Raw genomic sequence first — 21,101 nt, 5'->3', positions numbered from 1 at the left:
TTGTACTCTTTCCAGTTATCTGTTCGGTAAGTGCTTTTTCCCATGAGGGTGGCCTGTCAGTAAACGTCACAAGATCAGATCACTGACTGCAAGAAAAGTTCACGCCGATTTGGTCAACAAAGCCTTTTCGATAACAAAACTCTATTCCATCTGTTCCAGGGAACCCTATTACAAGATGCTCGTAATCGAGGTTTAGCTTTACATCTTCGATGGGCAGAACTAACTGTAGATAGCTGGCATCGTGATAAAAACCCATTGAGTACTTTTCTAAGTACTCTTCGCAATCGAAGCCATTAAAAATAGCTTTATCTACACTCACACCGTCACCAGTAGCCATTTAACAGAGTATTATGCTGCATGCTTACTTTCACGCAACTGGCATGCAGGTCACTTCACATACTATAGCCAAAAAAAACCATCACTTTCAATGAGTTAAATCACCAAATCACATAAGTGAATCTTCAATGCACCCGGACAAAGTAAGCATTGCTATTTAACGAAACCGCATATGCACTCAGAGGTGACAGTGAAACCTTTTATTATCAGATAGATAGCTTTGGGTTATGTTGTGCAATGCAAGCAAATGCTGTCTCGTTAATACCGGGTAATGGTTGGATAATTGACCGTATTTTTTATCACTGAGTAAATACAAATTTACTTGGATGACTCATTTATGCGCTGTGCTGCTCAAATCGACAGATCACGAAAATGGCGTGGGATGCTTTGGGTGGGTAGATGTTCAAACCCAGTTTCAGGCATATTGGCCCAAAACGCAAAAAACCCCAGCACAGTGGCTGAGGTTTCAAATGTGGCGGAGCGCTTCGGGTGTGAGCGGATTTACATTGCTTTAAAGCGCCTTCGGCTAGCAACGTTGTCTCGCTTCGCTCGGCTGAACCCGGTCCAGGATTCGCACCCTATCTCAAGATCACAAATTTCAGGTATAAAAAAACCGCTGAAAGTTCAGCGGTTTTTTTAAATGTGGCGGAGAGATAGGGATTTGAACCCTAGATACGCTATAAACGTATGCCGGTTTTCAAGACCGGTGCTTTCAACCACTCAGCCATCTCTCCGTAAGTGCGGCGTATAATACGCAAGGCCGGGGCAGCTGTAAACCCCTGAAAAGTTCAAGCGTTTATATTTTCGCCACCCTGACTGGCTTCGGCGACACTTCCAGCAAAGTGGCAGGAAATAGCGGGCAAAAATCAGCTAGTCCGAGCTAGATTTTGCCGCGGTACCGGATTTTTCCAGTATATGGCTCTCAAATCCGTCCAGGCTGATCTGATTGCGTTGCGCCCAGTAGGCTTCAACACCCGCCGGGCCTTTCTTTTCCGCCCAGGCGATCAAGCTATCCCGCTCCCCGACATAGTCAAACAACGGCACCGACATCCCGCACGATGATTGCACTTGGTCGATATCCAGTAAAAACAGCTGGCGGGTGCCCGGCAACTCGGGAAATAAACCGATGTAGCTCTGCCAGGCCGAATCGGCGCGGTGGATCGCAGTGGCTTGGCCATACAAGCGGAGAATTTCCGGCGCGCCGTGAAAGGCACAGAACATCACCGTCATCCGCGGGTTTTGTTGAACATGGGCCGCGGTTTCATTACCGCTGCCGGTGACATTGAGCCAAATCACCTGCTTCTCGTTCAGGATCCGAAATGAATCCATCCCCTTGGGCGAGAGGTTCACCGTCCCTTCTGCCGCAGCCGTGGCGACAAAAAACAAATGTTGCTGCTCAATAAAGCTGATTTGGCGGGGAGATAAGTGTTCGGTCAGTTTTCCCATGATTCGCTTCCTTGCCGTGTTTCCGGTTGACGAAAAATATAACCTAACGAACCAATGTCGTCGGTTGCTCAATCTGTTCAATGGCATCCTTCAGCTCATCGAACTTATGATCCAAGACGGCCTGGGCGTCATACAGGCCACGATTGTAGAAATAGACGCCCATCTCTTTGGCAATGAAATCCAGCAAAAACTCAGCATCAAACTGTCCCAGTTCCTGATCCAGCTCGTTGTCAAAATAGCGCTGCAACTTCTGGACCAGCAACGCTTTTTCCTGATTGGTAAATTCAATCGATGGCATCGTCTTTCCTTGTGAGTAAATGAAATAGCGCCTGCATCACAGTGCTGTTTACAGTGTAAAGCGACATGCTCTTTCATGGGAGCCAAACCGGTAAAATAACCATCAAATCAGCCACGCAGCGCCGAAATCAACGCCACCATTCGCCGAATTCTGACGATTCAACATTCCCGCCACCAGCCTCACAACCGCTGCGGAGGCTGTTATTCAAATGTCACAATCGGCGCTTAGATTGAGCAAGAGACACTGATAACGAGCTTAATCACGATGATCAATATCGAACGTGCGGTAAATGAAAAGTTTCCATCTTTTTCCCAAAAGCCCAATCTGATCCGCAAACCGACGCTCAGCCTGCTGCGCAAGCTGGTCAACGAATCCGAAATCAATCGTTTCCTCGATCAGCATCAAGAGACACTGGGGATCGATTTTATCGATGCCGTATTTGATTACTTCAACTTCAGCTACGCCGCATCCAGCCGCGATAAAGAGAATATTCCGGCCCAGGGCCGGGTGGTGATTATTGCCAACCACCCGCTGGGCTCACTCGATGGCCTGGCGCTGCTCAAGCTGATCAGTGAAGTGCGCCGCGACGTCCGCATCGTCGCCAATGATTTGCTGATGAACTTCTCGCAACTGGAGGGGCTGTTCATTCCGCTCGATAACCTGACCAGCACCAGTTTCCGCCGCAGTTACAAGGAAGTGATCGCCGCCCTGAACCATGACGAGGCCGTGATCATCTTTCCGGCCGGAGAGGTCTCGCGAACCAGCCCGACCGGGATCAAAGACGGCAAGTGGCGCGGCGGGTTCCTGAATTTTGCCCGCAAAACACAGTCACCGGTGTTGCCGATCCATATCAACGGCAAGAACTCGGCCCTGTTCTACAGCGCTTCCCTGCTGGCCAAACCGCTTTCCACCGCCATGCTGGCCGGCGAGATGTTCAAGCAGCGCAACGGTACTCTGCTGTTTCGCATCGGCGAGGTGATCCCCGCCAGCGAATTGCACTCCGATCAGGTGGCAGATAAAGCCCTGATCAAGCGCCTGAAAAAACACCTCTACAACCTGGGCAAAGCCCGTAAGCCGTTCCGGAAACGGGCGTTTGTCACGGAAAAGACCGTCGCCCATCCGGAAGATCGCCAGGAAATCCGGCTCGAACTAAAAGCCTCGCAACTGCTGGGAGAAACCCGGGACAACCACCGGATCCAGTTGTGTGACTTTGACCAGGCACCGGTGGTCATGCGGGAGGTCGGCCGTTTGCGCGAGCTGACGTTCCGTAAAGTCGGCGAAGGCACCGGGTCGAAGCGGGATCTGGATAAATACGACCGCTATTACCGGCACCTGATCCTGTGGGATGATAATCGGCTTGAGATCGCCGGGGCCTACCGTTTGGGGCGCGGCTGCGAGATCCTCCGCCAATACGGCCGCCAGGGACTCTACACCGACGAGCTGTTCAACTATACCGACGCCGTCACCCCCTACCTGCCGACCACCGTCGAGCTGGGCCGCAGTTTCGTCAGCCCGAGCTACTGGGGCAAAGCCAGCCTGGATTATCTGTGGCAGGGGATCGGCGCCTACCTGCGTCATCACCCGGATGTTCGCTACCTGATTGGCCCGGTGACCATGAGTAACGCGTTCCCACCCGCCCTGCAAGCCATGCTGGTGTATTACTACACCCGTTACTATAGCGGTGACGCGCAGCTGGCCGAAGCCAAACGCCCTTTCACATTGGATCCCGATACCGAGCAGCAGCTGGATGCCCAATTCGCCGGGCTGGATCGTCAGGCCGGGTTCGAGCTGCTGCAACACACCTTCACCGCACAAGGCTGCAAGGTGCCGGTGCTGTTCAAACAGTACGCCTCGCTGTTCGAGGAAGGCGGATTCCAGCTCATCACCTTCAGTGTCGATCCTGATTTCGGCAACTGTATTGACGGTCTGTTTATGGCTGATCTGACCCAAATGAAGCCCGCCAAACGCAAGCGCTATCTGGGCGAATAAGCCGCAGCAAAACGCTTCTGCTATTCTGTGGGCCGCGTGCGGAGATCGCTCGCGGCCGCGTTTTTATCGCGCCTTTTATCTGATTGTTTGTGCAGCCCTAGGCATCCAGACCGGCCGAACGGCCCTGTCATCAAAGCTTCTCTGCCCTGTCACGGCGCTGCCATCTCTAAAATCCACACTGCAACTGAAGGCAGTTGATCGGACACGGTCACGCTGGTGAGGAGATGCTATGCACTACAACACAATCTGGCTGTCAGACATTCATTTAGGGTTTCGCGACTGTAAAGCGGAATATTTATTGGACCTGCTGAGCAATACCCGCTGCGATACCCTGTATCTGGTGGGCGATATTATTGATATCTGGGCAATGAACCGCTCTTTTCACTGGCCACAATCACACCAGGATGTGCTGAGAAAGCTGATTGAAATTGCCGGGGGCGAGACCCGGGTGGTTTATATTCCCGGCAACCACGACCACCAGCTCCGGGATGTGATCGGCTCCATCCTGCTCAATGTGGAAATTCAGTCCCGCCAAGTCCACACCACCGCGTCCGGCAAACAGTTTCTCGTCACTCACGGCGATGAGTTTGACCACGCCGTGATGTGCAGCAACCTGCTCAAGACCATCGGCGATGCCTCCTACTACCAATTGCTGCGCCTCAACCGGGCCATCAACCGGATCAGAAAATGCTTCCGCCTGCCCTACTGGTCACTGGCGTACTACGTCAAAAACCGGGTCGGGAACGCCCGTAAGGCGATTGAACATTACGAAGAGGCCGCTGCCAAAGAAGCCGCAAAACTGGGGCTGGACGGTATTATTTGCGGCCACCTCCACCAGCCGGAGCTGCGCACCATCAACGGCGTGCTCTACTGCAATGACGGCGACTGGGTCGAAAGCTGTACCGCGCTGGTCGAATACCCGCAGGGTCGGCTGGAGCTGGTGCACTGGGCCGATCTGAAACAGCCGATCAAATGCGACCAGGCCGCCAATGACAAAGAATTTTGCGCCCCCTATGCGCTGCCGGGGCTCCATAGTCGGCAAAGCCTGCTCAGTAGCGAGTAACCCCCATCACCACGTCTAATCCCTCCCCCAAACCGCAGAACAACAAAGACCCGGGCACGCCGGGTCTTTCTGAACTCATATTTTCAAGTGGTTTACCGCTTCACAGGCTCCGGTTGATCCATCTGTCGAGCTGATGGCGTAACACCCGGTTCTGTTCCTCCGGGTGCTCCATCATCCGAATTAACGCTGTAGGGTCTGATAAATCACCTCGGTCAGCTCGCCGTCGACATCCCCCGACAGCTCCCAGGTGAAGACCCCGGCTAACCCTTTCTGTTTCGCCCATTCGGTTTTGGCCTGCACTGAGCGTTTATCGTCAAACGAGATAAACACCTGCTTCTGCGGATGCCACAGGAACGGTGCTTGCGCAGCCTGATCGTAACCGTACTGATACCCCTGGTCGGCGGTATAGTTCCGTTTCAGATCCCAATACATGAAATAACCCGGCTCTGCACTGTCGGTGCCAAAGCTGGCCCCTTTTTCTGAAGACAAATTGGCGGTCGGCAATTTGCCGTCAAAGCCTTGGGTGCCTTCCCAGCCACGGCCGTAGTAAGCAGCGCCAAGCACCAGTTTCTCCGCCGGTACGCCCAGGGTAATCATCTGGTCAATGTAAGCATCCGCACCCATGCCCCACCAGCTTCGCTCCGTGACATGCAGGTTGGTCAGGTGCCCGGTTTGCGGCCCCCAGCCGCCGAGGAAGTCATAGGTCATGGCGAACATGTTATCCATGTAAGGGGCAACCGAACGCCAGTCGATCTGCGCCGCTTTCGGTCCGACCCCGATGGCAGATGAGAGTTCATACGCACGATCCGTCTTCGCCGCCAGCTTGTTGAGCTCAATCCGGAGCTGCTTGATCAGATAGGAAAACGCCTCACGCTCTGCCGCTTTCTCGGCATCGCTCAGCTTGGTGTTCGGATCCCAGGGCGAAGTCGTCAAACCACCCCCGCCCGGATATTCCCAATCCAGATCAATCCCGTCGAAAAAGTCATACTGGGCGATCAAGGCCACCGCCGTTTTGGCAAAATGCTCGATATGCCGGGGATCTTTCGCCATTGCATGAAACGGCTCCGACATCGTCCAGCCTCCGAAAGACGGCAGGATCTTCAGCGATGGGTACTGCTGTTTCAATGCAGACAACTGGGCAAAATGTCCCTTGTAGGGCACATCGGTCTCAACAGCACCGAATTCAACTTCCAGTGCAGCTTTACGATCAACCACCACGGCGCTGAACGGCGCTTTCCCTTCACATGCCTCGGCCACCTGCTGACGGACTTTCTCGCTCGCCCCTTCATGCGGGCCGCACATGCTGAGGAAGGCATAAATCACATGGGTCAGCTTGTCCGCCGGAATATCTGCCACCGTATAGGGACGGTCAGCATTCTCGTATTGCCAGTCCGCAAAATACCCGGCCACCACCGGGGGCTGGGCCATGGCCGGCGCAATCATCAGACTGCCTGCCAGCGCCCCAAAGACCAACTTCTTCATATCCGCTCCTTGTCTATTGTTTGACCACATTATTCATGGAATTGGGTCGAGCTGGCAGACAAGATGATGACAAAACAGACAATTTACGAGTCACTTCATGGAATGGCAGTGTGATAACACGCCGAACAGGTTCAAGAAGCGAGAGGGATACTGTCCGCAAATGGCACAGCGGCGCAGACTGGATCCATTACACTTGCAGGAGAGCCCTAAGTGGCACATCCACCCATCGATATTCCGGGGGAAGTTATGTTCAACACGATTATGGTACCGGTCGATCTCAGGCATGAAGCGCACCTCGGCCCCTCACTGGAGATGGTCGGCCATCTGGCCAAAGCTTACGATGCCAAAGTGATCTTCGTCGGCGTCTCACTCGCTGCGCCGACTGAAATTGCCCACAACCCGAAGGAGTTCAAGGCCAAACTGGCCTACTTCACCCGGGATCAAAGCCGCCACTATGGATTTGAAGCCGAGAGCCATCCGGTCTTCAGCGTCGACCCGGCCGCCGATCTGAACCGCAAGCTGCTCGACACCATCGACGAGCTGGACGCCGATCTGGTGATCATGGCCACCCATATTCCCAACGTCAGCGATTATCTGTTTGCCAATCACGGCAACTATATTGCGACCCACTGTAAAACCTCGGTATGCTTGGTGCGAGCGAGCGAATGACGGTCGCCCGGCGCCATTGGCCACCGTATACGATTGCTACCGTCCATCATCGCCACCGTACACCATCGCCACCGTACACCATCGCTACGTATAACGTCGCTGTACACCCGGGACACGATTGAGAAGGAATCTGTCATGTCTGTCACCTGCCTCCCCGAGATCCTCCAGCTCGGCAACCCGCTGCTGCGCCAGCTTGCAGCACCGCTTACCCCGGCCCAGTTCAAGGAGCATACCGCCCTGTTTCGAACCCTGGAGCAGATCATGCGCGAACATCAGGGGGTCGGGATCGCCGCGCCGCAAATCGGCGCGTCGGTCCGGGCGTTTATTGTCGCCTCCAACCCCAACCCGCGCTATCCCAACGCACCGTCGATGCCCCCGACGCTGATGCTCAATCCGCAGCTGGTATGGGCCGGCGATGCCATGGTCAAAGACTGGGAGGGTTGTTTGAGTATTCCCGGCATGCGGGCCCGGGTCAGCCGACACCGGGACATCGACGTCAGCTATACCACCCTCGCGGGCGAAGCCGTCCAGACCCGGCTGACCGATTTTGTCGCCCGGATTTTCCAGCATGAGCTGGATCATCTCGACGGCATCGTCTTTCTCGACCGGGCAGCGCCGCAGGACTACGCCACCGAAGCCGAATACCGCAAGCAGATCGCCGGGACGGGATCGGCCTGATCAATGCTCAGCTCGCTAAACCATTGGATTTCATCGATAAAAATTGGCTCGCTGTGATAAATCTCTCATCTTTCCGCCATCAGATTGTCATATTTGCCCGCCACAATGCCCACATCCAGCACGGAGTGCGATGTAAGGCTGTAGAGAGCAAAATGCAAACTTTGACACGATCGAATGACAATCCGGCGCCCGAGAAGCAACAACGCCCGATGGGGTTCAGCGAATTCAACTACTGCATCGATATCCTGCTCGGCCATAGCCCCGCCAACGTGCCGGGCAGTGTACAGACAATCCCGGCCGCGAAAACAGCACAGGCAATCCCACAAGCCACGCTGTCCACAACGCCGGCCTGCCGCTGCTGGAACTCCCCGTATCACTTTGCCGGTTCGCAGGCCGCCTGAACCGGCCCCGGTGACTCCGAGCAGTCACACCTGAACACCTGCTCTCAGCGCCTTCCCATGAAACAGCCCATCCATCTCGCCCGACACCAGACAAGAATCGCTCCCAACCCAGCACCAGCCGCTCAGGACTCCGGCGTCTCGTCCCGGGCCAACTGCTGCGCCAACTGACGGGCGACAAATTCAGGGCTATGGGTCCGGCGCGCCAGTTGGCTGTAGACTACCGGGATCACCAGCAGGGTAAACACGGTCGCCACCGAAATCCCGACCAACACGACAATCCCGATCACCAGCCGGGTTTCCGCCCCGGCGCCGGTGGCCAGGATCAGCGGCACCGCACCCGCCGCAGTGGTCACCGCAGTCATCAGGATCGGGCGCAGCCGAGCAACCGCCGCATCGATAATCGCCTGCTCAAAGGTCTCCCCCTGATCCCGCAACTGGTTGGCAAACTCGACAATCAGGATCCCGTTTTTGGCCGCCAGCCCGACCAGCATGATGATCCCAATCTGCGAATAGATATTGAGGGTCTGATCGGTGAAATAGAGCCCGAGCAGGGCGCCGAAGGTGGCCAGCGGGACGGTCAGCATGATCACGAAAGGGTGGATATAGCTTTCAAACTGGGCGGCCAGGACCAGATACACCACCACCAGCGCCAGCACGAACACAAACAACACTGAGGTACTGGCATCCTGATAATCCTGGGACGGGCCCTTATAATTGACCACAGCATCCGGCGGCAACAGTTGCCGGGTCAACTCATTGAGGTACGCCAGCCCTTCCCCCAGGGTATAGCCATCGGCCAGGTTGGCTTCAATGGTGATCGCCCGGACCCGGTTATAACGATTGAGCTGCGGCGCATCGGCAAATTCGGTCACGGTGATCAGGCTCGACAACGGGATCAACTCACCGGTTCGCGCGGAGCGAACATACAGGTTACTCAGATCCGCCGCGGTATTTTGCCGCTCCCGCTGACCTTCCACCACCACATCATATTCCTCACCGCGCCATTGGTACGTGGTCACCAGCCGCGAGCCGAGCATCGATTCCAGCGTCTGGCCGATATCCCGTAACGACACCCCGAGATCGCCGGCCCGATCCCGGTCAATCGCCACCCGAAACTGCGGCTTGGTCTCTTTATAGTCATGATCCAGCCCGGTCAGGCCGGGATTTTTCGCCGCTTCTTCCAGTAAAATATCCCGCCACCGGGCCAGCTCCGCATAGCTACCGCCCCCCAGCACAAACTGCAAGGGCTTCCCAACCCCGCGCCCGAATGGCTGGCGCATGACAGCAAAGGCCCGCACTCCGGCCAGATCTGAGAGCCGCTGCTGGATGTCCCGGGTGATCGCCCCGGCGCTGCGACGCTGCGCCCAGTCTTCCAGCACCACAATCGCAAAGCCGTTGGAAAAATCCTCCAGCCGGCCCCAGCCCCGCGGTGCCCGAACCAGCAGGCGCTTGATCTCTCCAGCCTCGACCAGCGGCATCAGGCGGTGCTCAATCTCACTCATGTAGGGCTGCATAAACTCAAAGCTGGCCCCCTGCGGACCATTGATGATGATAAACATCGCGCCCCGATCTTCCCGGGGGGCAAACTCTGAGGGGATCCGGCTGGCCAGCAGGGCACTTCCGGCCAACGCCACCACGATGATCCCGGCCACCCAGGCCGGGCGCTGGATCCACTGCACCAGCGCCCGGCGGTAAGCCGCCGTGACCCGAGCCAGCAAGCCACTCATCACAGTGACCAGCCAGGGCTCCTGGCTCACCTGACGCATCAGCTTGGAGCCCATCATCGGGCTAAGGGTCAGCGCCACCAGCGAAGACAGGATCACCGCCGCGCTCATTGCCACCGAAAATTCCCGGAACAGTTTGCCCAAATCCCCCTGGAGAAACCCGATCGGCAGGAATACCGAGACCAACACCACGGTGGTGGCAATAATGGCAAAACTGACCTGGCGCGCGCCGAGAAACGCCGCCTTGAGCGGCGGCTCCCCCAGCTCGATCCGGCGATGGATATTCTCCAGCATCACGATGGCATCATCCACCACGATGCCAATAGCCAGCAACAGCGCCAGCAGGGTCAGTAGATTGATGGTATAACCCAGGGCAAACAGCACGATAAAACTGCCGATCAGCGACACCGGCAGCGTCAGCGCCGGGATCAGCATCGCCCGGACACTGCCAAGGAACAGGTAAATCACCAGAACCACCAGACACAGGGCAATCGACAGGGTTTTATAGACCTCGTCAATCGAGGCCTGAATGAAGACCGACGAGTCATAGGAGCGCTTGATCTCCATGCCCTCCGGTAAGGTCGGGTTGAGCTGATCCACCAGGGCATTGGCCGCATTGGCGACTGCCAGGGTGTTGGCCGTCGACTGGCGGGTAATGCCGATACCAATCATATCCTGGGTGTTGCCGCGAAACGTGATCCGCTCTTCTTCAGCCGCCAGCGCCACCCGGGCCACATCCCCGAGTCGGATCAGATATCCGTCCGTACCGGCACCAACCACCAGCCGGGCGAAATCTTCCGGGGCGATAAAACTGCGCTGGGTGCGGATGGAGAACTGACGTTGCTGCGATTCCAGCGAGCCGCCCGGCAGCTCTACATTGTCCGAGCGCAGGGCCGCTTCCACATCGGCGACCGTCAGCCCGCGTGCCGCCAGTTTCTGCCGGTCGATCCAGATCCGCAGGGCATAGTTCTTCCCGCCCCCGATGCGGATATTGGCCACCCCGTCGATCACCGAAAAACGATCCACCAGATACCGCTGGGCATAGTCCGTCAGCTCCAGGGTATTAAGCCGATCGGACACCAGGTTCAGCCACATGATCACTTCCGAGCTGCCCGCGGCCTTTTCGACCTCCGGCGGATCCGCTTCATCGGGCAGGGTATTGATCAACCCGGCGATCCTGTCCCGGACGTCATTGGCGGCGGCATCAATATCCCGGCCGATGCCGAATTCCAGAGTGACGGTGGATCGCCCGTCGCTGCTTTGGGAGCTGATATTGCGGATCCCAGCAAGGCCGGAGACCTGATCTTCGACCACCTGGGTGATCCGGCTCTCAACGATCGCCGCCGATGCGCCCCGGTAATTGGTCGACACGGTGACCACCGGCGGATCGATATTGGGATATTCCCGCAACGGCAGCATCTGGTAGGCCACCAGACCGAAGGTGATCAGCAGCAGGCTGATCACCGAGCCCAGCACCGGCCGCTTGACCGAGAGATCTGTCAGAATCATCCGCTGACCTCCCGGAAGCTGAACCGCTCCGCAACCCGCGTCTCCACGGTTTGTCCCGGCCGGACCCGCTCAATGCCCCGGGTAATAATTTGCTCGCCCTCGGCAATTCCGCTGGTAATTTCGGCACTGCCGCGGCTGCGATAGCCTACTTCAACCCGGCGCTGCTCAACGACCTTGTCGGGCGTGACGACAAACAGGAATTGATCCTGCTGGCGCGCAATCAGCGCTTCTTCCGGCACCACCAGCCCGGCGTGCTGATCCACAATCAGCTGCAGCGTCATCAGCATTCCGGGGCGCAGCAGCAATTGCGGGTTGGCAATTTCCGCCCGCACCACGATTGCCCGGGTCAGCGGGTTGACCCGGCTGTCGATCCCGGTCACCCGGCCGGCAAAACGCTGCTCGGGGAAGGCTGCAACCTGACCTTCTATCGCCGAGCCCAGCCGCAGCTGGCCGATAAACTGCTCAGACACCGCAAAATCGAGCTTCACAATCGCCAAATCGTCCAAGGTGGTCAGGACGGTTCCCGGCGTTACCAGCGCGCCGGGGCTGATCTGACGAAACCCCAGCAGTCCGGCAAACGGGGCGTGGATATAGCGGGCATCCAGCTCGGCCTGATTCTGCGCCAGCACCGCCCGGGCGACTTCGATATCGGTTTGCAACCGATCCAGTTCGGAGCGGGCTATGGTGTTGCGCCGCACCAGCCCTTCAATCCGCCGGTACTCCCGCTCCTGCTCCTTGAGATTGGCTTCGGCCGCCCGGACCTTGGCCTGCTGCTCTCCCGAGCGCAGGGTAACCAGCAGCTCTCCCCGGTGGACTTGCTGACCGTCGCTGAAATGGACCTGGTCGACTTTTTCAGTCACTTTGGCCGACAACACCACGGACTCACGCGATTTCACCGTCCCGAGTGCTTCGACTTCACGCCGCACCGCCTCCCGTTGCACGGTCGCCACCACCACACTGGGCACCGAGGCGGAATAGACCGCCCCCTGAGTGCCGCCCCGCTCTTTGTACCACACCCCGACCGCCAGAGCGGCCAGGGCAATCACGCCAATGATCAAGGTCGATTTCATGGTCCCTGCCTGATACCTGCGCCACAGCATCGTCAAAAGAAAAGCAATGGTGTCTCCGCCGTCTCAGTGGATCCGTTCAGCAGCGAAGATCAGAATTGATTGATTTAAGTATAGGCAGGAGAAGGCGCAGCGATGCTGCCGCAAATTCAGGAAGGTCCGCGGAAAAACAGGCAAAAAAAAAGCGAGCCGCAGAGGACTCGCCAAAACTCATATATGCTTTTCGAAGGGTGGCTGATGAATGACTCCGACAACCATTTCAGGTCTTTCATCGCATTTCGAAAGGGACAAAGGTTATATCACGGACAAGTATGCCGGATTTCGTTGTCGTCATGTCAGGGGGATGTCAGAACTCTGTCCGGATGCGGTCAGCCGTGCCTGACTGGACACAAGATCACGGTTTTACGCTTATATCCCGCGCGCCATGTCATCCAGCGCCGTCATCACCTGCTCATTCATATGCCCCTGGTGGATCAGCTTACACACCTTGCGCCGCACTGCCAGGCCGGAAATCAGCCGCTCGATCGACAAATGGCGCTCATCCTGCTGGGTGTTATAGAGCTCAATCGTCTGGCTCAGCGTTTCGTATGGGAGCACCTCATCCCCGACGCGCAGCCAGTCCAGCTTCTCCAGAAGCCCATGACACTCTTCTGAGATAGAGGCAGCGGAGTGCCCTGTCATGGCCGATAACGCCGTGATACTGCGCTGGAGGGCTTCTGAGGAGGTATATTTGGACAAGATGATCGTCAACTCGTCGGCATTGATCTCCACCAGATGTTTTCTCAGCTTCACCCGACGCCCCAGGCGACCCTTGGTGCGACCTTCCTTGCGCTGGATCGGCTCAAACTCACCGTCGATGATCTCGGAAAGCTGATCAAGCTCCTGCTTGGGCAAAATTTCATTGCGCAGCGGGTTCGGCATGGTCGGTGCCATGGTCCGCTTGCCTTCGTTGGTGGTTTTGGCACGAGAGAAGCGGATCACCTCGTCGGCATCACAGCGGATGTCGATCCGGTAATCGCAGTAACGCTTGTCCTGATCCTCGGGGCTGATCGTCAGATGGTAACCCCACAGGTTGACCGCAAACACATGGTCGGTGATCTTACCTTCCGCAAGCTTGCGCAGCTCACGGATCAAATCCGTAGAAAAACGCCGCCATTCGATGTTGCGCGCCAGCTTCTGGTTCAGCTCGCTCAGCAGCATCGAATCATTGGCCCGGCGTGACATCCGGCTCCGGAAAAACGAATACAGCTGGAACACCAGCGTATGTTGGCGCAGAATTTCCGGCGGGAACAGGAAGAAATAATCCCGGGTCAGCAGCTCGTCGAAAAACGACGGTTCCCAAACCAGGATGTAGAGGTTCGGCTTGATCCGGATCTCGCCGTCTTCCCCTTCCTGCGGGGCTTCTTCAGAAGCCGTGATCGTCCGGGCCAGGAAGCGGAACCGATCACTCTTGAACCCTTCCGGCATGTTCTCGCTCAGCCAGCGGCCGGTCAGCTCATGGAGCTGGAAATCAGTAAATTCAATCCGATCAATACTTTCGCGGATGGAGTCCCGGGCCGGGCCACTGTCTTTCTTGCCGCGCAGGGCCAGAATATCCGTGATATAAATCGGGGTTTTATTGCCCATCTGCCGGGACTGCAACTCATAATCCGGCAGATGGTGATCATGGTACTGCACGGTCAGGGTAAACAGGGCAAACAGGGTCATCAGATCATCGACCGTCATGATCGACTTGGCAGATCGGGTTTCAATAATCGCCTTGGTGCCGCTGATCGCCACCATCGACTTTTGGTAACTTTTCTTGGTCCGCGGCGGTGCCAGGGCCTGGTCAATGATCCCGGCCCAGCTGGTAGGAGACACAACGATCTGATCCGCCTCATCCGGCATGGCTGGTGGCGTGCCCAGACCATATTCGGTTAACAGGCGGCGGTTGACCTGGTTTTGGGCCAGGGCTTTGGAGCGCTTCTGTTTCTCTTTGACCTTGCTCTGCTCCGAGTTCAGGCTACCGACGCCGAGCTGAGCGATCAAGGATGCCGGATTGATGAAGTGGTGCAGCATGGTTTTCCCGGCCAGACCTTCTTCAAAGCGAACTGGTTGCTGAGTAAACAGGCCGATATTGACCGCCGCCCGCAAACGTTGCTGGACCGCAGCACGGGTTAATTGCCCTTCTGTCGCTTCAACTAGCTCAGTCGTCGAGACCATGCCATCTTGACAGGACAGGCCGCGCAGGGAAATCAGGTTCAATAATTCGATGATGCTTTTGGTGACGCCCTTGAAGTGTTGGTACTGCGGTAACCAGTCAACCAGCGCATCAGGGATCGCAAAGAGATGGCCGTCTTTGTGGGATCGTGGAGCAGGGATCAGGATCTTTTCAGAATGTTTTGTGTTTGGGTGATCAGGCGCGTTCATCTCTCAATAGCCGTAGATTCATCATCTTTCCGGAAAGATTAATAGAAATAAACCAAGAAAGAAAGTTCTTTTTATTGAATCAGTTAAATACTGATCTTTTTGTTTTTGATGATCTTTATGATGAACTGATCTTATGATCCGGGCAGAAATTTCATTATAACTTCATGAAATATATAGTGTTTCAATTCAGTCTGATCGGAAAGATGATCAATGACGGTCCGGAACGTTGATCAACACACCCCGGAAACCATGATCAAACCACGGCAGCAACGATGATCATCGGATCCTTGAATCAATGATCATTAGCGACCAGCAACGATGATCATGGTCTGATTACAGGTTATCCACAGGGTTATCCCACGCCATGGTTCCCCTGCCCTTTCCATGAGGTTCTTTGCGGCTATTTTTAGCCGATTTTGCCCTGGAACAATGATCAAGTTAAGGTCATTGCAATGCTGTGCGACTAAAAAGCTATCGCTTTGGTGGTCTTATCAGCACAGTTGAATCGACACCGACCGTAATTGACCGAGCAGTTTGCATCTATCCGGCTGGATTACAGGGCGGAGAACAAGCTACGTGAATCCGGAAAAATGATCAAGTGTCGCGCACTGCATTTCAATTCTATTTCACGATCCGGTTTTCAAGGGCCTGGGGCGAGCGATTTCCGGGCCTTACTGACGTTTTTCCCAGTTCCAGCCTGCATTCACCGTAATTTAGCTGATGTTTTCCATGCTTCCGTAATGCCCTGAAGCGGTCCCAGAAAAGATGATCGTTGGCTTGATCATTTTTCCGATCTAGGCTCAAGTCGATCGGTCCGATGTCAGTTCAATAAACAGCGTTTTTCGACCTTGATCATTGTTTCGGGATTTCGCTGGATCCGGCTGAAATGACGGAAGATTGATCAAGGGGGGAGATTGTATTGCTTAAGGTGCGATGCGGTGGCCGGGTTGACGTTCGTGGTTTTATCGCAGCTTTTACTCGGTCTGATGCAGCCGCTGTTGGCAAGATTTCAGCCTGATCGCCTTGATAGTAATGAAATTTTTCGATTTCACCATCTTTTTTGCTATTTTCTCAAGTTGAGCAGAAACTGAACCGAAATTTAGGCGGAAAATCGAAATAACACACGCCGTAATTTGGCCCATGAAATATACGCTTCCGGTACGGATCCTTGAGGATCACAATTTACATTGTAAAATAGTGACGCTGTAACTGTTGAAATCTGAGAGTGTTCGCTGTCTCTTTTATCGTGTTTGAAGTTTACGTTCGTGTCGAAAACAGCGCGGTTTTTTGCTTTAAAAACTGATTTTTACTTGAGACTAACATCACACAAGGTTGTTCAGCTTTTTATTGTATGTGGTGTATATTGCTGTACAATAACGCAAAATACTCATAATGGCGAATAACACCAATGAATAGGGAACAGACGATTCAAAACTTGCTCCATATTGCGGAGCAGACGAAGCAGGTTCAGGCGGATAGGATCGAAATCGTGTTGGAAGAGCGTCGTGAAGAGCTTTTCCCACCGATGTCCAAAGCGCTGATGGAAACGCGCTCGGGACTGACGCGACGTAAGCTTGATGATGCGATCGCACGTATGGAAGCCGCGGGCCATCAGTTTACCAAAAACAATGCCAACCATTATTCCATTACTCTGGAAGAAGCACACCAGTTGATGACTGCGGCAAAGAAGCCGGCATTCCACGAACGTGAAGGCGCAGGCCGCAAGCCGTGGATTGTGAATGTGCAAAACCAGAAAGGCGGCACCGGCAAGTCGATGACCGCTGTCCACCTAGCGGCTTGCCTGGCCCTGGATCTGGATAAGCGCTACCGAATCTGTCTGATTGACCTCGATCCCCAGGGTTCGCTGCGTCTGTTCCTGAACCCGCAGATCAGCATTGGTGATCAGGAAACCATTTATTCCGCAGTTGACGTGATGCTGGGGAATGTGCCAGAAGGCCAGGAGATGGATAAAACCTTCCTGATGGAAAACGTGGTGATGCCGACCCAGTATCCGAACCTGAAAACCATTGCAGCTTTCCCGGAAGATGCGATGTTTAACGCCGATGCCTGGCAGGACTTGGCGGTAAATCAGGATCTGGATATTGTTCGCTTGTTGAAAGAGCGGGTGATTGATCCGATTGCCGATGAATTCGATGTGATCATGATTGATACCGGTCCGCATATCGACCCATTGGTGTGGAATGCGATGTACGCCTCGAATGCGCTGTTAATTCCTTGTGCCGCGAAGCGGCTGGACTGGGCATCGACGGTGAACTTCTTCCAGCATTTGCCGACTGTTTATGAGATGTTTCCGGACAATTGGCACGGATTGGAGTTTATCCGTCTGATGCCGACCATGTTTGAAGATGATAACAAGAAGCAGGTTTCAGTCCTGACGGAAATGAATTATCTGATGCGGGAGCAGGTGATGATGGCGACGGTGCCGCGGAGCCGGGCGTTTGAAACTTGCGCAGACACTTACAGTACCGTGTTTGATTTGACTGCTGCCGAATTTGAAGGTGGTAAAAAGACCCTATCAACGGCTCAGGAAGCGATCCAACGGGTCGGACTGGAGCTGGAGCGGGTGATGCACAGCCATTGGGCGAATTTGAATCAGGAGTAATTTAGCAGATGGCAATTAAAACCACAGATCTCAATGCGCGTCTGTTCGGTAAGGCCGATAAACGCCGGGCCACGACCCCGGCGGAGGCGCAAACGGCGGCCCGCGACAAGGCGGCGGTGATTGAACTGGCTGTTGCCGGCGAGCAAACGGTCGCGTTTGAACTGGTTAAAATCAATGCCGCCGAAGTAGCCGCCAAGACCCAGGTCTTTGCGGAAAATGCCCGTGAACAGGCATTTTTGAATGAACATGCGCTGGCAGATATTTTAAATACCCTCAAAGAGCGTGGTCAGCAATATCCGGCAGTCGGCCGATGGCTTGACGATGGTCGTATTGAAGTGCTGGACGGTAGCCGGCGTCGGATGTCCTGTATTCTGGCTGAGCGGGATTTTCTGATTTATGTCGCGAAGGGGATCAATGGCGAGCATGCCAAATTCCTGTCTGACGTTGCCAACGCCCATAAACCGCTGTCGCTTTACGAGCGCGGCAAAGAGATGCAATTGTTGCTCAGCACCGGCAAAGTGGCCGATCAGAAAGAGCTGGCCAAGTATTGCCAGTGTAGTGAGGCGCTGGTGAGTGGTGCGCTGAAGGCTGCGAGCCTGCCGATGGAACTGCTGATGGCCTATCCGAGTGTGGGTGAACTGGGGCGTCCGACGATTGTCAAACTGCACCGTTTGTATTTCGGTCTGGATGAAGCGCAGCGTGATCAGCTGGTGAGCCAGGTCAATAACGGCGGCCAGGCTTTGTGGAAGACGATCGATGCTCAGGGCATCACCCGGATCACCCGTGAGGTTACCACCCAGCTGGAAAACTTCAGTGAGACGCTTCAACCGAAAGTGGAGCCGGAGAAGCCGAAGGCTCAGGAGTTGGTGAAAGGCAAAGTGAGCTACACCCGGGATGGGGATAAGCTGCAACTGAAACTGAAAAAGTTGACTGAGCGTCAGAGTGAGGAAATTCTGGCGTATCTGGCCGATTATTTGAAATAACAGCCACCAGTGTGAACCAGCCACGCCCGGCAGCAGTGCCCGGCGTGGCTTTTTTATGTCTGCACATTCTGCTCATCATGGCGTCAATCATTCCGCTATTGATTGTGCCTTGAGGAGTCTACAGTTCGACAATTTATCCATGCTATGATCTGGCCTGAATATCACCTTTGAGTACGAGCATGTTAGATCTTATCGAATATCAGCGGGTCCTGATCGAGCGCGCCAAACAGGCCAATATCCGATACCTGGTGACAGTTCAGGGGGAATGGGCATGGTGTGAGCAGCAGGCACGCCGTTTGGCACAGTCGTTTCCCCGGGTGCTGTGGGCCGGGGAGCAGGCGCCTGAAAACATGCAAGCCTTGGTACAGAAAAAGGCCCGGCAATGGTTGGGGCAAGAATGCGACTGTTTAATCTTTAATGGCCATGAGACGATCAATGCGGATGCACTTGGCGCGTTGTCCGGCACCGTGGTCGGGGGCGGGTTGCTGGTGTTGCTCTTGCCGCCTGACGGAGAATTCGAGTCGGCACAGCCCTCTCGACAACGCTTGTTGACGCTACTGACAGCGCCGGATGTGATTCGTTTGAAACAGGGTCAGCCGTTACCGCCGTTGCCGGCCGGCCTGTTGCCCGCGCCAATTTATCAGGACCCGGAATTTGGTTGTCTGACGGCAGAGCAAACCGACGCCGTTCATGCTATCCGCAGGGTGGTGTTTGGCCATCGTAAACGTCCTTTGGTACTGACAGCCGATCGCGGCCGCGGAAAATCGGCGGCGCTAGGCATTGCTGCCGCCAGTCTGATGCGAGAGCGTTCGCTGCGGATTGTGGTTACAGCGCCGTCTTTTGCCTGCGCCGAAACGTTATTCCGTCATGCAGCCGCGGGATTGGATGAGGCAGAGCAGCCACAGAAACAGCTATGCTTCCAGCAGAGCACGCTCGAATTTATTGCGCCAGATGCTTTGCTTGATGAAACGCAAGCGGTGGATTTTCTGATCGTTGATGAAGCGGCCGCCATTCCTGCGCCATTGCTGCAGTCCTTCTTAAACCGTTTTCGTCGTATCGCATTTGCCAGCACGGTCCATGGCTATGAAGGCACTGGTCGCGGTTTTGCGATTAAATTTCGCCAGCAGCTCGACACAGTCGCGCCGCAATGGCGGGCGATGAGATTGAGCACACCAATTCGCTGGGCTGCTGGCGATCCGCTAGAGTCCTGGATGTTCAAGGCCCTGTTACTTGATGCCGAGTATCCGCAGTTCACCCTTCCGCTGAAAGCGCAGGTTCAGTATCGCGCGGTGTCTGCTGCTGAGCTCTTGAACCACGAGTCGTACTTGTCGGCGCTCTTTGGCTTGCTGGTCAACGCGCATTATCAGACATCGCCATCTGACTTAACGCAGATTCTGGACGATCCGGATGTTCAGGTGATTGTGGCAGAGGCGGATCAGCAACTGCTGGGATGTGTGTTGCTGGCTTCGGAAGGTGGATTTAGTACGACGTTAGCGCAGCAAGTTGTGCTCGGACAGCGTCGGCCGCGGGGGCATTTACTGGCGCAGTCGGTGGCGGCGCATTTGGGGCTTGCCGCCGGGGCACAACAGCGATGTGCGCGCATTATGCGAATTGCCGTCCATCCCGATTGTCAGCACCAGGGGATTGGCAGTGGCTTGTTGGCTTACTGCCAGGCATGGGGGCAAAACCAATCCTTGGATTACCTGGGAACCAGTTTTGGTTTAGTTCCGGAGTTACTGAGCTTTTGGCAGCAGGCCGGGTATCAACCCATTCGCTTGGGGATCAGTAAAGATGCTGCCAGCGGCGCACATTCGGTGTTGATGGTGTTACCGCTCAGTGGCGATGCGCAGGCATGGTGTGCATGTGCAAGCGATATCTTTGCCGACAATTTTAATGCCCAGCGTGTTGAGCAATTTCGCACCTTGGATACGGCTTTGTTTTGTCAGCTATACCGGAACTTATCTTCATTATATCCGCTTCGGTTACCCGGCTTGTCGGCTGCTCATACCCACCAATTACATGTCTTTGCCCAGGGTGGTTTGGGCTATGATTTGATTGTCGCCGCACTGGAGCGCTGGTTGGCTGCCCAGTTAGTTCAGGCGACAGTGGTTGAGCCGCGACTGTTGATGGCTGCGGCAAAAATCCTGCAACGCCAGTCTTGGGAGCAAGTGGTGAAAGGATTCGGATATGCCGGGAAGAAGCAGGCTGATGTGGCGCTGCGTCAACTGGTGGCTCAGACGCTGTCATAGTTTTTCTTCATCACTTTACACTGTAAATTTCAGTTGAGCGACAGCCTTCCGTTCTGGTTTACAGTGTAAATTCATCAGTTACAAACAAGCATTTCACGAATTACAGCAGAGAAACCCCGTCAAAATAAAACATCGTTTTATTTTGACGGGGATTCGTTCTCGTGAAATATCCAAG

At 55.2% G+C, this 21,101-nt stretch carries 15 protein-coding genes and 1 tRNA gene; 8 read left to right on the top strand and 8 right to left on the bottom strand.

The window, feature by feature from the left end; translation table 11 throughout:
* Positions 1 to 79 precede the first annotated feature (79 nt).
* The 4 genes from VV869_RS06610 to VV869_RS06595 form a co-directional block, all read right to left on the bottom strand.
* Entirely contained in the window at positions 80 to 319 is a 240-nt protein-coding gene (locus tag VV869_RS06610) for a hypothetical protein (protein ID WP_337734187.1), read from the bottom strand.
* Between the two features lie 660 nt (positions 320 to 979).
* Positions 980 to 1,070: transfer RNA gene (locus VV869_RS06605), tRNA-Ser, on the bottom strand.
* 136 nt (positions 1,071 to 1,206) lie between these two features.
* Positions 1,207 to 1,782 (bottom strand): pyridoxamine 5'-phosphate oxidase family protein, encoded by a 576-nt coding sequence (locus VV869_RS06600; protein WP_337734186.1) that lies wholly within the window; start codon positions 1,780 to 1,782, stop codon positions 1,207 to 1,209.
* Between the two features lie 43 nt (positions 1,783 to 1,825).
* A complete protein-coding gene (locus VV869_RS06595; protein ID WP_337734185.1) occupies positions 1,826 to 2,080 on the bottom strand; it encodes a DUF2164 domain-containing protein in 255 nt (84 codons plus the stop codon).
* A gap of 264 nt (positions 2,081 to 2,344) precedes the next feature.
* Here VV869_RS06595 and VV869_RS06590 point away from each other — a divergent pair, with 264 nt between their 5' ends.
* Positions 2,345 to 4,069, top strand: a complete 1,725-nt coding sequence (locus VV869_RS06590; protein ID WP_337734184.1) for a lysophospholipid acyltransferase family protein — start codon at positions 2,345 to 2,347, stop codon at positions 4,067 to 4,069.
* Positions 4,070 to 4,298: 229 nt separating this feature from the next.
* The gene (locus VV869_RS06585; protein WP_337734183.1) at positions 4,299 to 5,132 is read left to right on the top strand and encodes a UDP-2,3-diacylglucosamine diphosphatase; all 834 of its coding nucleotides are present in this window, start codon (positions 4,299 to 4,301) and stop codon (positions 5,130 to 5,132) included.
* 180 nt (positions 5,133 to 5,312) lie between these two features.
* On the opposite strand, the gene VV869_RS06580 is transcribed toward VV869_RS06585, so the two are convergent.
* The gene (locus VV869_RS06580) at positions 5,313 to 6,614 is read right to left on the bottom strand and encodes a glycoside hydrolase family 18 protein (protein ID WP_337734182.1); all 1,302 of its coding nucleotides are present in this window, start codon (positions 6,612 to 6,614) and stop codon (positions 5,313 to 5,315) included.
* Positions 6,615 to 6,824: 210 nt separating this feature from the next.
* Between VV869_RS06580 and VV869_RS06575 the strand changes: the two genes are divergently transcribed.
* The 3 genes from VV869_RS06575 (at position 6,825) to VV869_RS06565 (ending at position 8,362) form a co-directional block, all read left to right on the top strand.
* Positions 6,825 to 7,283: a universal stress protein gene (locus VV869_RS06575; protein ID WP_337734181.1), complete on the top strand. Its 459-nt coding sequence runs from the start codon at positions 6,825 to 6,827 to the stop codon at positions 7,281 to 7,283.
* 135 nt (positions 7,284 to 7,418) lie between these two features.
* Positions 7,419 to 7,961 (top strand): peptide deformylase, encoded by a 543-nt coding sequence (def, locus tag VV869_RS06570; RefSeq protein WP_337734180.1) that lies wholly within the window; start codon positions 7,419 to 7,421, stop codon positions 7,959 to 7,961.
* A 152-nt stretch (positions 7,962 to 8,113) separates the two neighbouring features.
* Positions 8,114 to 8,362 (top strand): hypothetical protein, encoded by a 249-nt coding sequence (locus VV869_RS06565; protein WP_337734179.1) that lies wholly within the window; start codon positions 8,114 to 8,116, stop codon positions 8,360 to 8,362.
* A gap of 122 nt (positions 8,363 to 8,484) precedes the next feature.
* Here VV869_RS06565 and VV869_RS06560 read toward each other — a convergent pair whose 3' ends face one another.
* The 3 genes from VV869_RS06560 to VV869_RS06550 form a co-directional block, all read right to left on the bottom strand.
* Positions 8,485 to 11,595 (bottom strand): efflux RND transporter permease subunit, encoded by a 3,111-nt coding sequence (locus tag VV869_RS06560; RefSeq protein WP_337734178.1) that lies wholly within the window; start codon positions 11,593 to 11,595, stop codon positions 8,485 to 8,487.
* Positions 11,592 to 12,665, bottom strand: coding sequence for an efflux RND transporter periplasmic adaptor subunit (locus VV869_RS06555; RefSeq protein WP_337734177.1), 1,074 nt, complete (start codon positions 12,663 to 12,665; stop codon positions 11,592 to 11,594). Before VV869_RS06555 ends, VV869_RS06560 begins: the two co-directional genes overlap by 4 nt.
* 405 nt (positions 12,666 to 13,070) lie before the next feature.
* Complete coding sequence (locus tag VV869_RS06550) at positions 13,071 to 15,071, bottom strand: replication initiator protein RctB domain-containing protein (RefSeq protein ID WP_337734176.1); 2,001 nt, start codon at positions 15,069 to 15,071, stop codon at positions 13,071 to 13,073.
* Positions 15,072 to 16,479: 1,408 nt separating this feature from the next.
* Here VV869_RS06550 and VV869_RS06545 point away from each other — a divergent pair.
* The 3 genes from VV869_RS06545 (at position 16,480) to VV869_RS06535 (ending at position 20,926) form a co-directional block, all read left to right on the top strand.
* Positions 16,480 to 17,694, top strand: coding sequence for an AAA family ATPase (locus VV869_RS06545; protein WP_337734175.1), 1,215 nt, complete (start codon positions 16,480 to 16,482; stop codon positions 17,692 to 17,694).
* Positions 17,695 to 17,702: 8 nt separating this feature from the next.
* Entirely contained in the window at positions 17,703 to 18,677 is a 975-nt protein-coding gene (locus VV869_RS06540) for a ParB/RepB/Spo0J family partition protein (protein ID WP_337734174.1), read from the top strand.
* Between the two features lie 179 nt (positions 18,678 to 18,856).
* Entirely contained in the window at positions 18,857 to 20,926 is a 2,070-nt protein-coding gene (locus VV869_RS06535; RefSeq protein ID WP_337734173.1) for a tRNA(Met) cytidine acetyltransferase TmcA, read from the top strand.
* The last annotated feature ends 175 nt before the right edge of the window (positions 20,927 to 21,101 follow it).

Source organism: Photobacterium sp. MCCC 1A19761, from assembly GCF_037389125.1.
Classification (GTDB): domain Bacteria; phylum Pseudomonadota; class Gammaproteobacteria; order Enterobacterales; family Vibrionaceae; genus Photobacterium.
The sequence above is the reverse complement of the archived record's forward strand: the minus strand, read 5'-3'. Positions and strand labels throughout refer to the sequence as shown.

What these genes read in the sequence shown, in the direction of transcription:
- VV869_RS06580 (WP_337734182.1), bottom strand. Translation starts at nt 6,614, where the DNA reads ATGAAGAAGTTGGTCTTTGGGGCGCTGGCAGGCAGTCTGATGATTGCG.
- VV869_RS06550 (WP_337734176.1), bottom strand. Translation starts at nt 15,071, where the DNA reads ATGAACGCGCCTGATCACCCAAACACAAAACATTCTGAAAAGATCCTG.
- VV869_RS06600 (WP_337734186.1), bottom strand. Translation starts at nt 1,782, where the DNA reads ATGGGAAAACTGACCGAACACTTATCTCCCCGCCAAATCAGCTTTATT.
- VV869_RS06585 (WP_337734183.1), top strand. Translation starts at nt 4,299, where the DNA reads ATGCACTACAACACAATCTGGCTGTCAGACATTCATTTAGGGTTTCGC.
- VV869_RS06595 (WP_337734185.1), bottom strand. Translation starts at nt 2,080, where the DNA reads ATGCCATCGATTGAATTTACCAATCAGGAAAAAGCGTTGCTGGTCCAG.
- VV869_RS06560 (WP_337734178.1), bottom strand. Translation starts at nt 11,595, where the DNA reads ATGATTCTGACAGATCTCTCGGTCAAGCGGCCGGTGCTGGGCTCGGTG.
- VV869_RS06540 (WP_337734174.1), top strand. Translation starts at nt 17,703, where the DNA reads ATGGCAATTAAAACCACAGATCTCAATGCGCGTCTGTTCGGTAAGGCC.
- VV869_RS06565 (WP_337734179.1), top strand. Translation starts at nt 8,114, where the DNA reads ATGCAAACTTTGACACGATCGAATGACAATCCGGCGCCCGAGAAGCAA.
- VV869_RS06545 (WP_337734175.1), top strand. Translation starts at nt 16,480, where the DNA reads ATGAATAGGGAACAGACGATTCAAAACTTGCTCCATATTGCGGAGCAG.
- VV869_RS06555 (WP_337734177.1), bottom strand. Translation starts at nt 12,665, where the DNA reads ATGAAATCGACCTTGATCATTGGCGTGATTGCCCTGGCCGCTCTGGCG.
- VV869_RS06535 (WP_337734173.1), top strand. Translation starts at nt 18,857, where the DNA reads ATGTTAGATCTTATCGAATATCAGCGGGTCCTGATCGAGCGCGCCAAA.
- VV869_RS06590 (WP_337734184.1), top strand. Translation starts at nt 2,345, where the DNA reads ATGATCAATATCGAACGTGCGGTAAATGAAAAGTTTCCATCTTTTTCC.
- def (WP_337734180.1), top strand. Translation starts at nt 7,419, where the DNA reads ATGTCTGTCACCTGCCTCCCCGAGATCCTCCAGCTCGGCAACCCGCTG.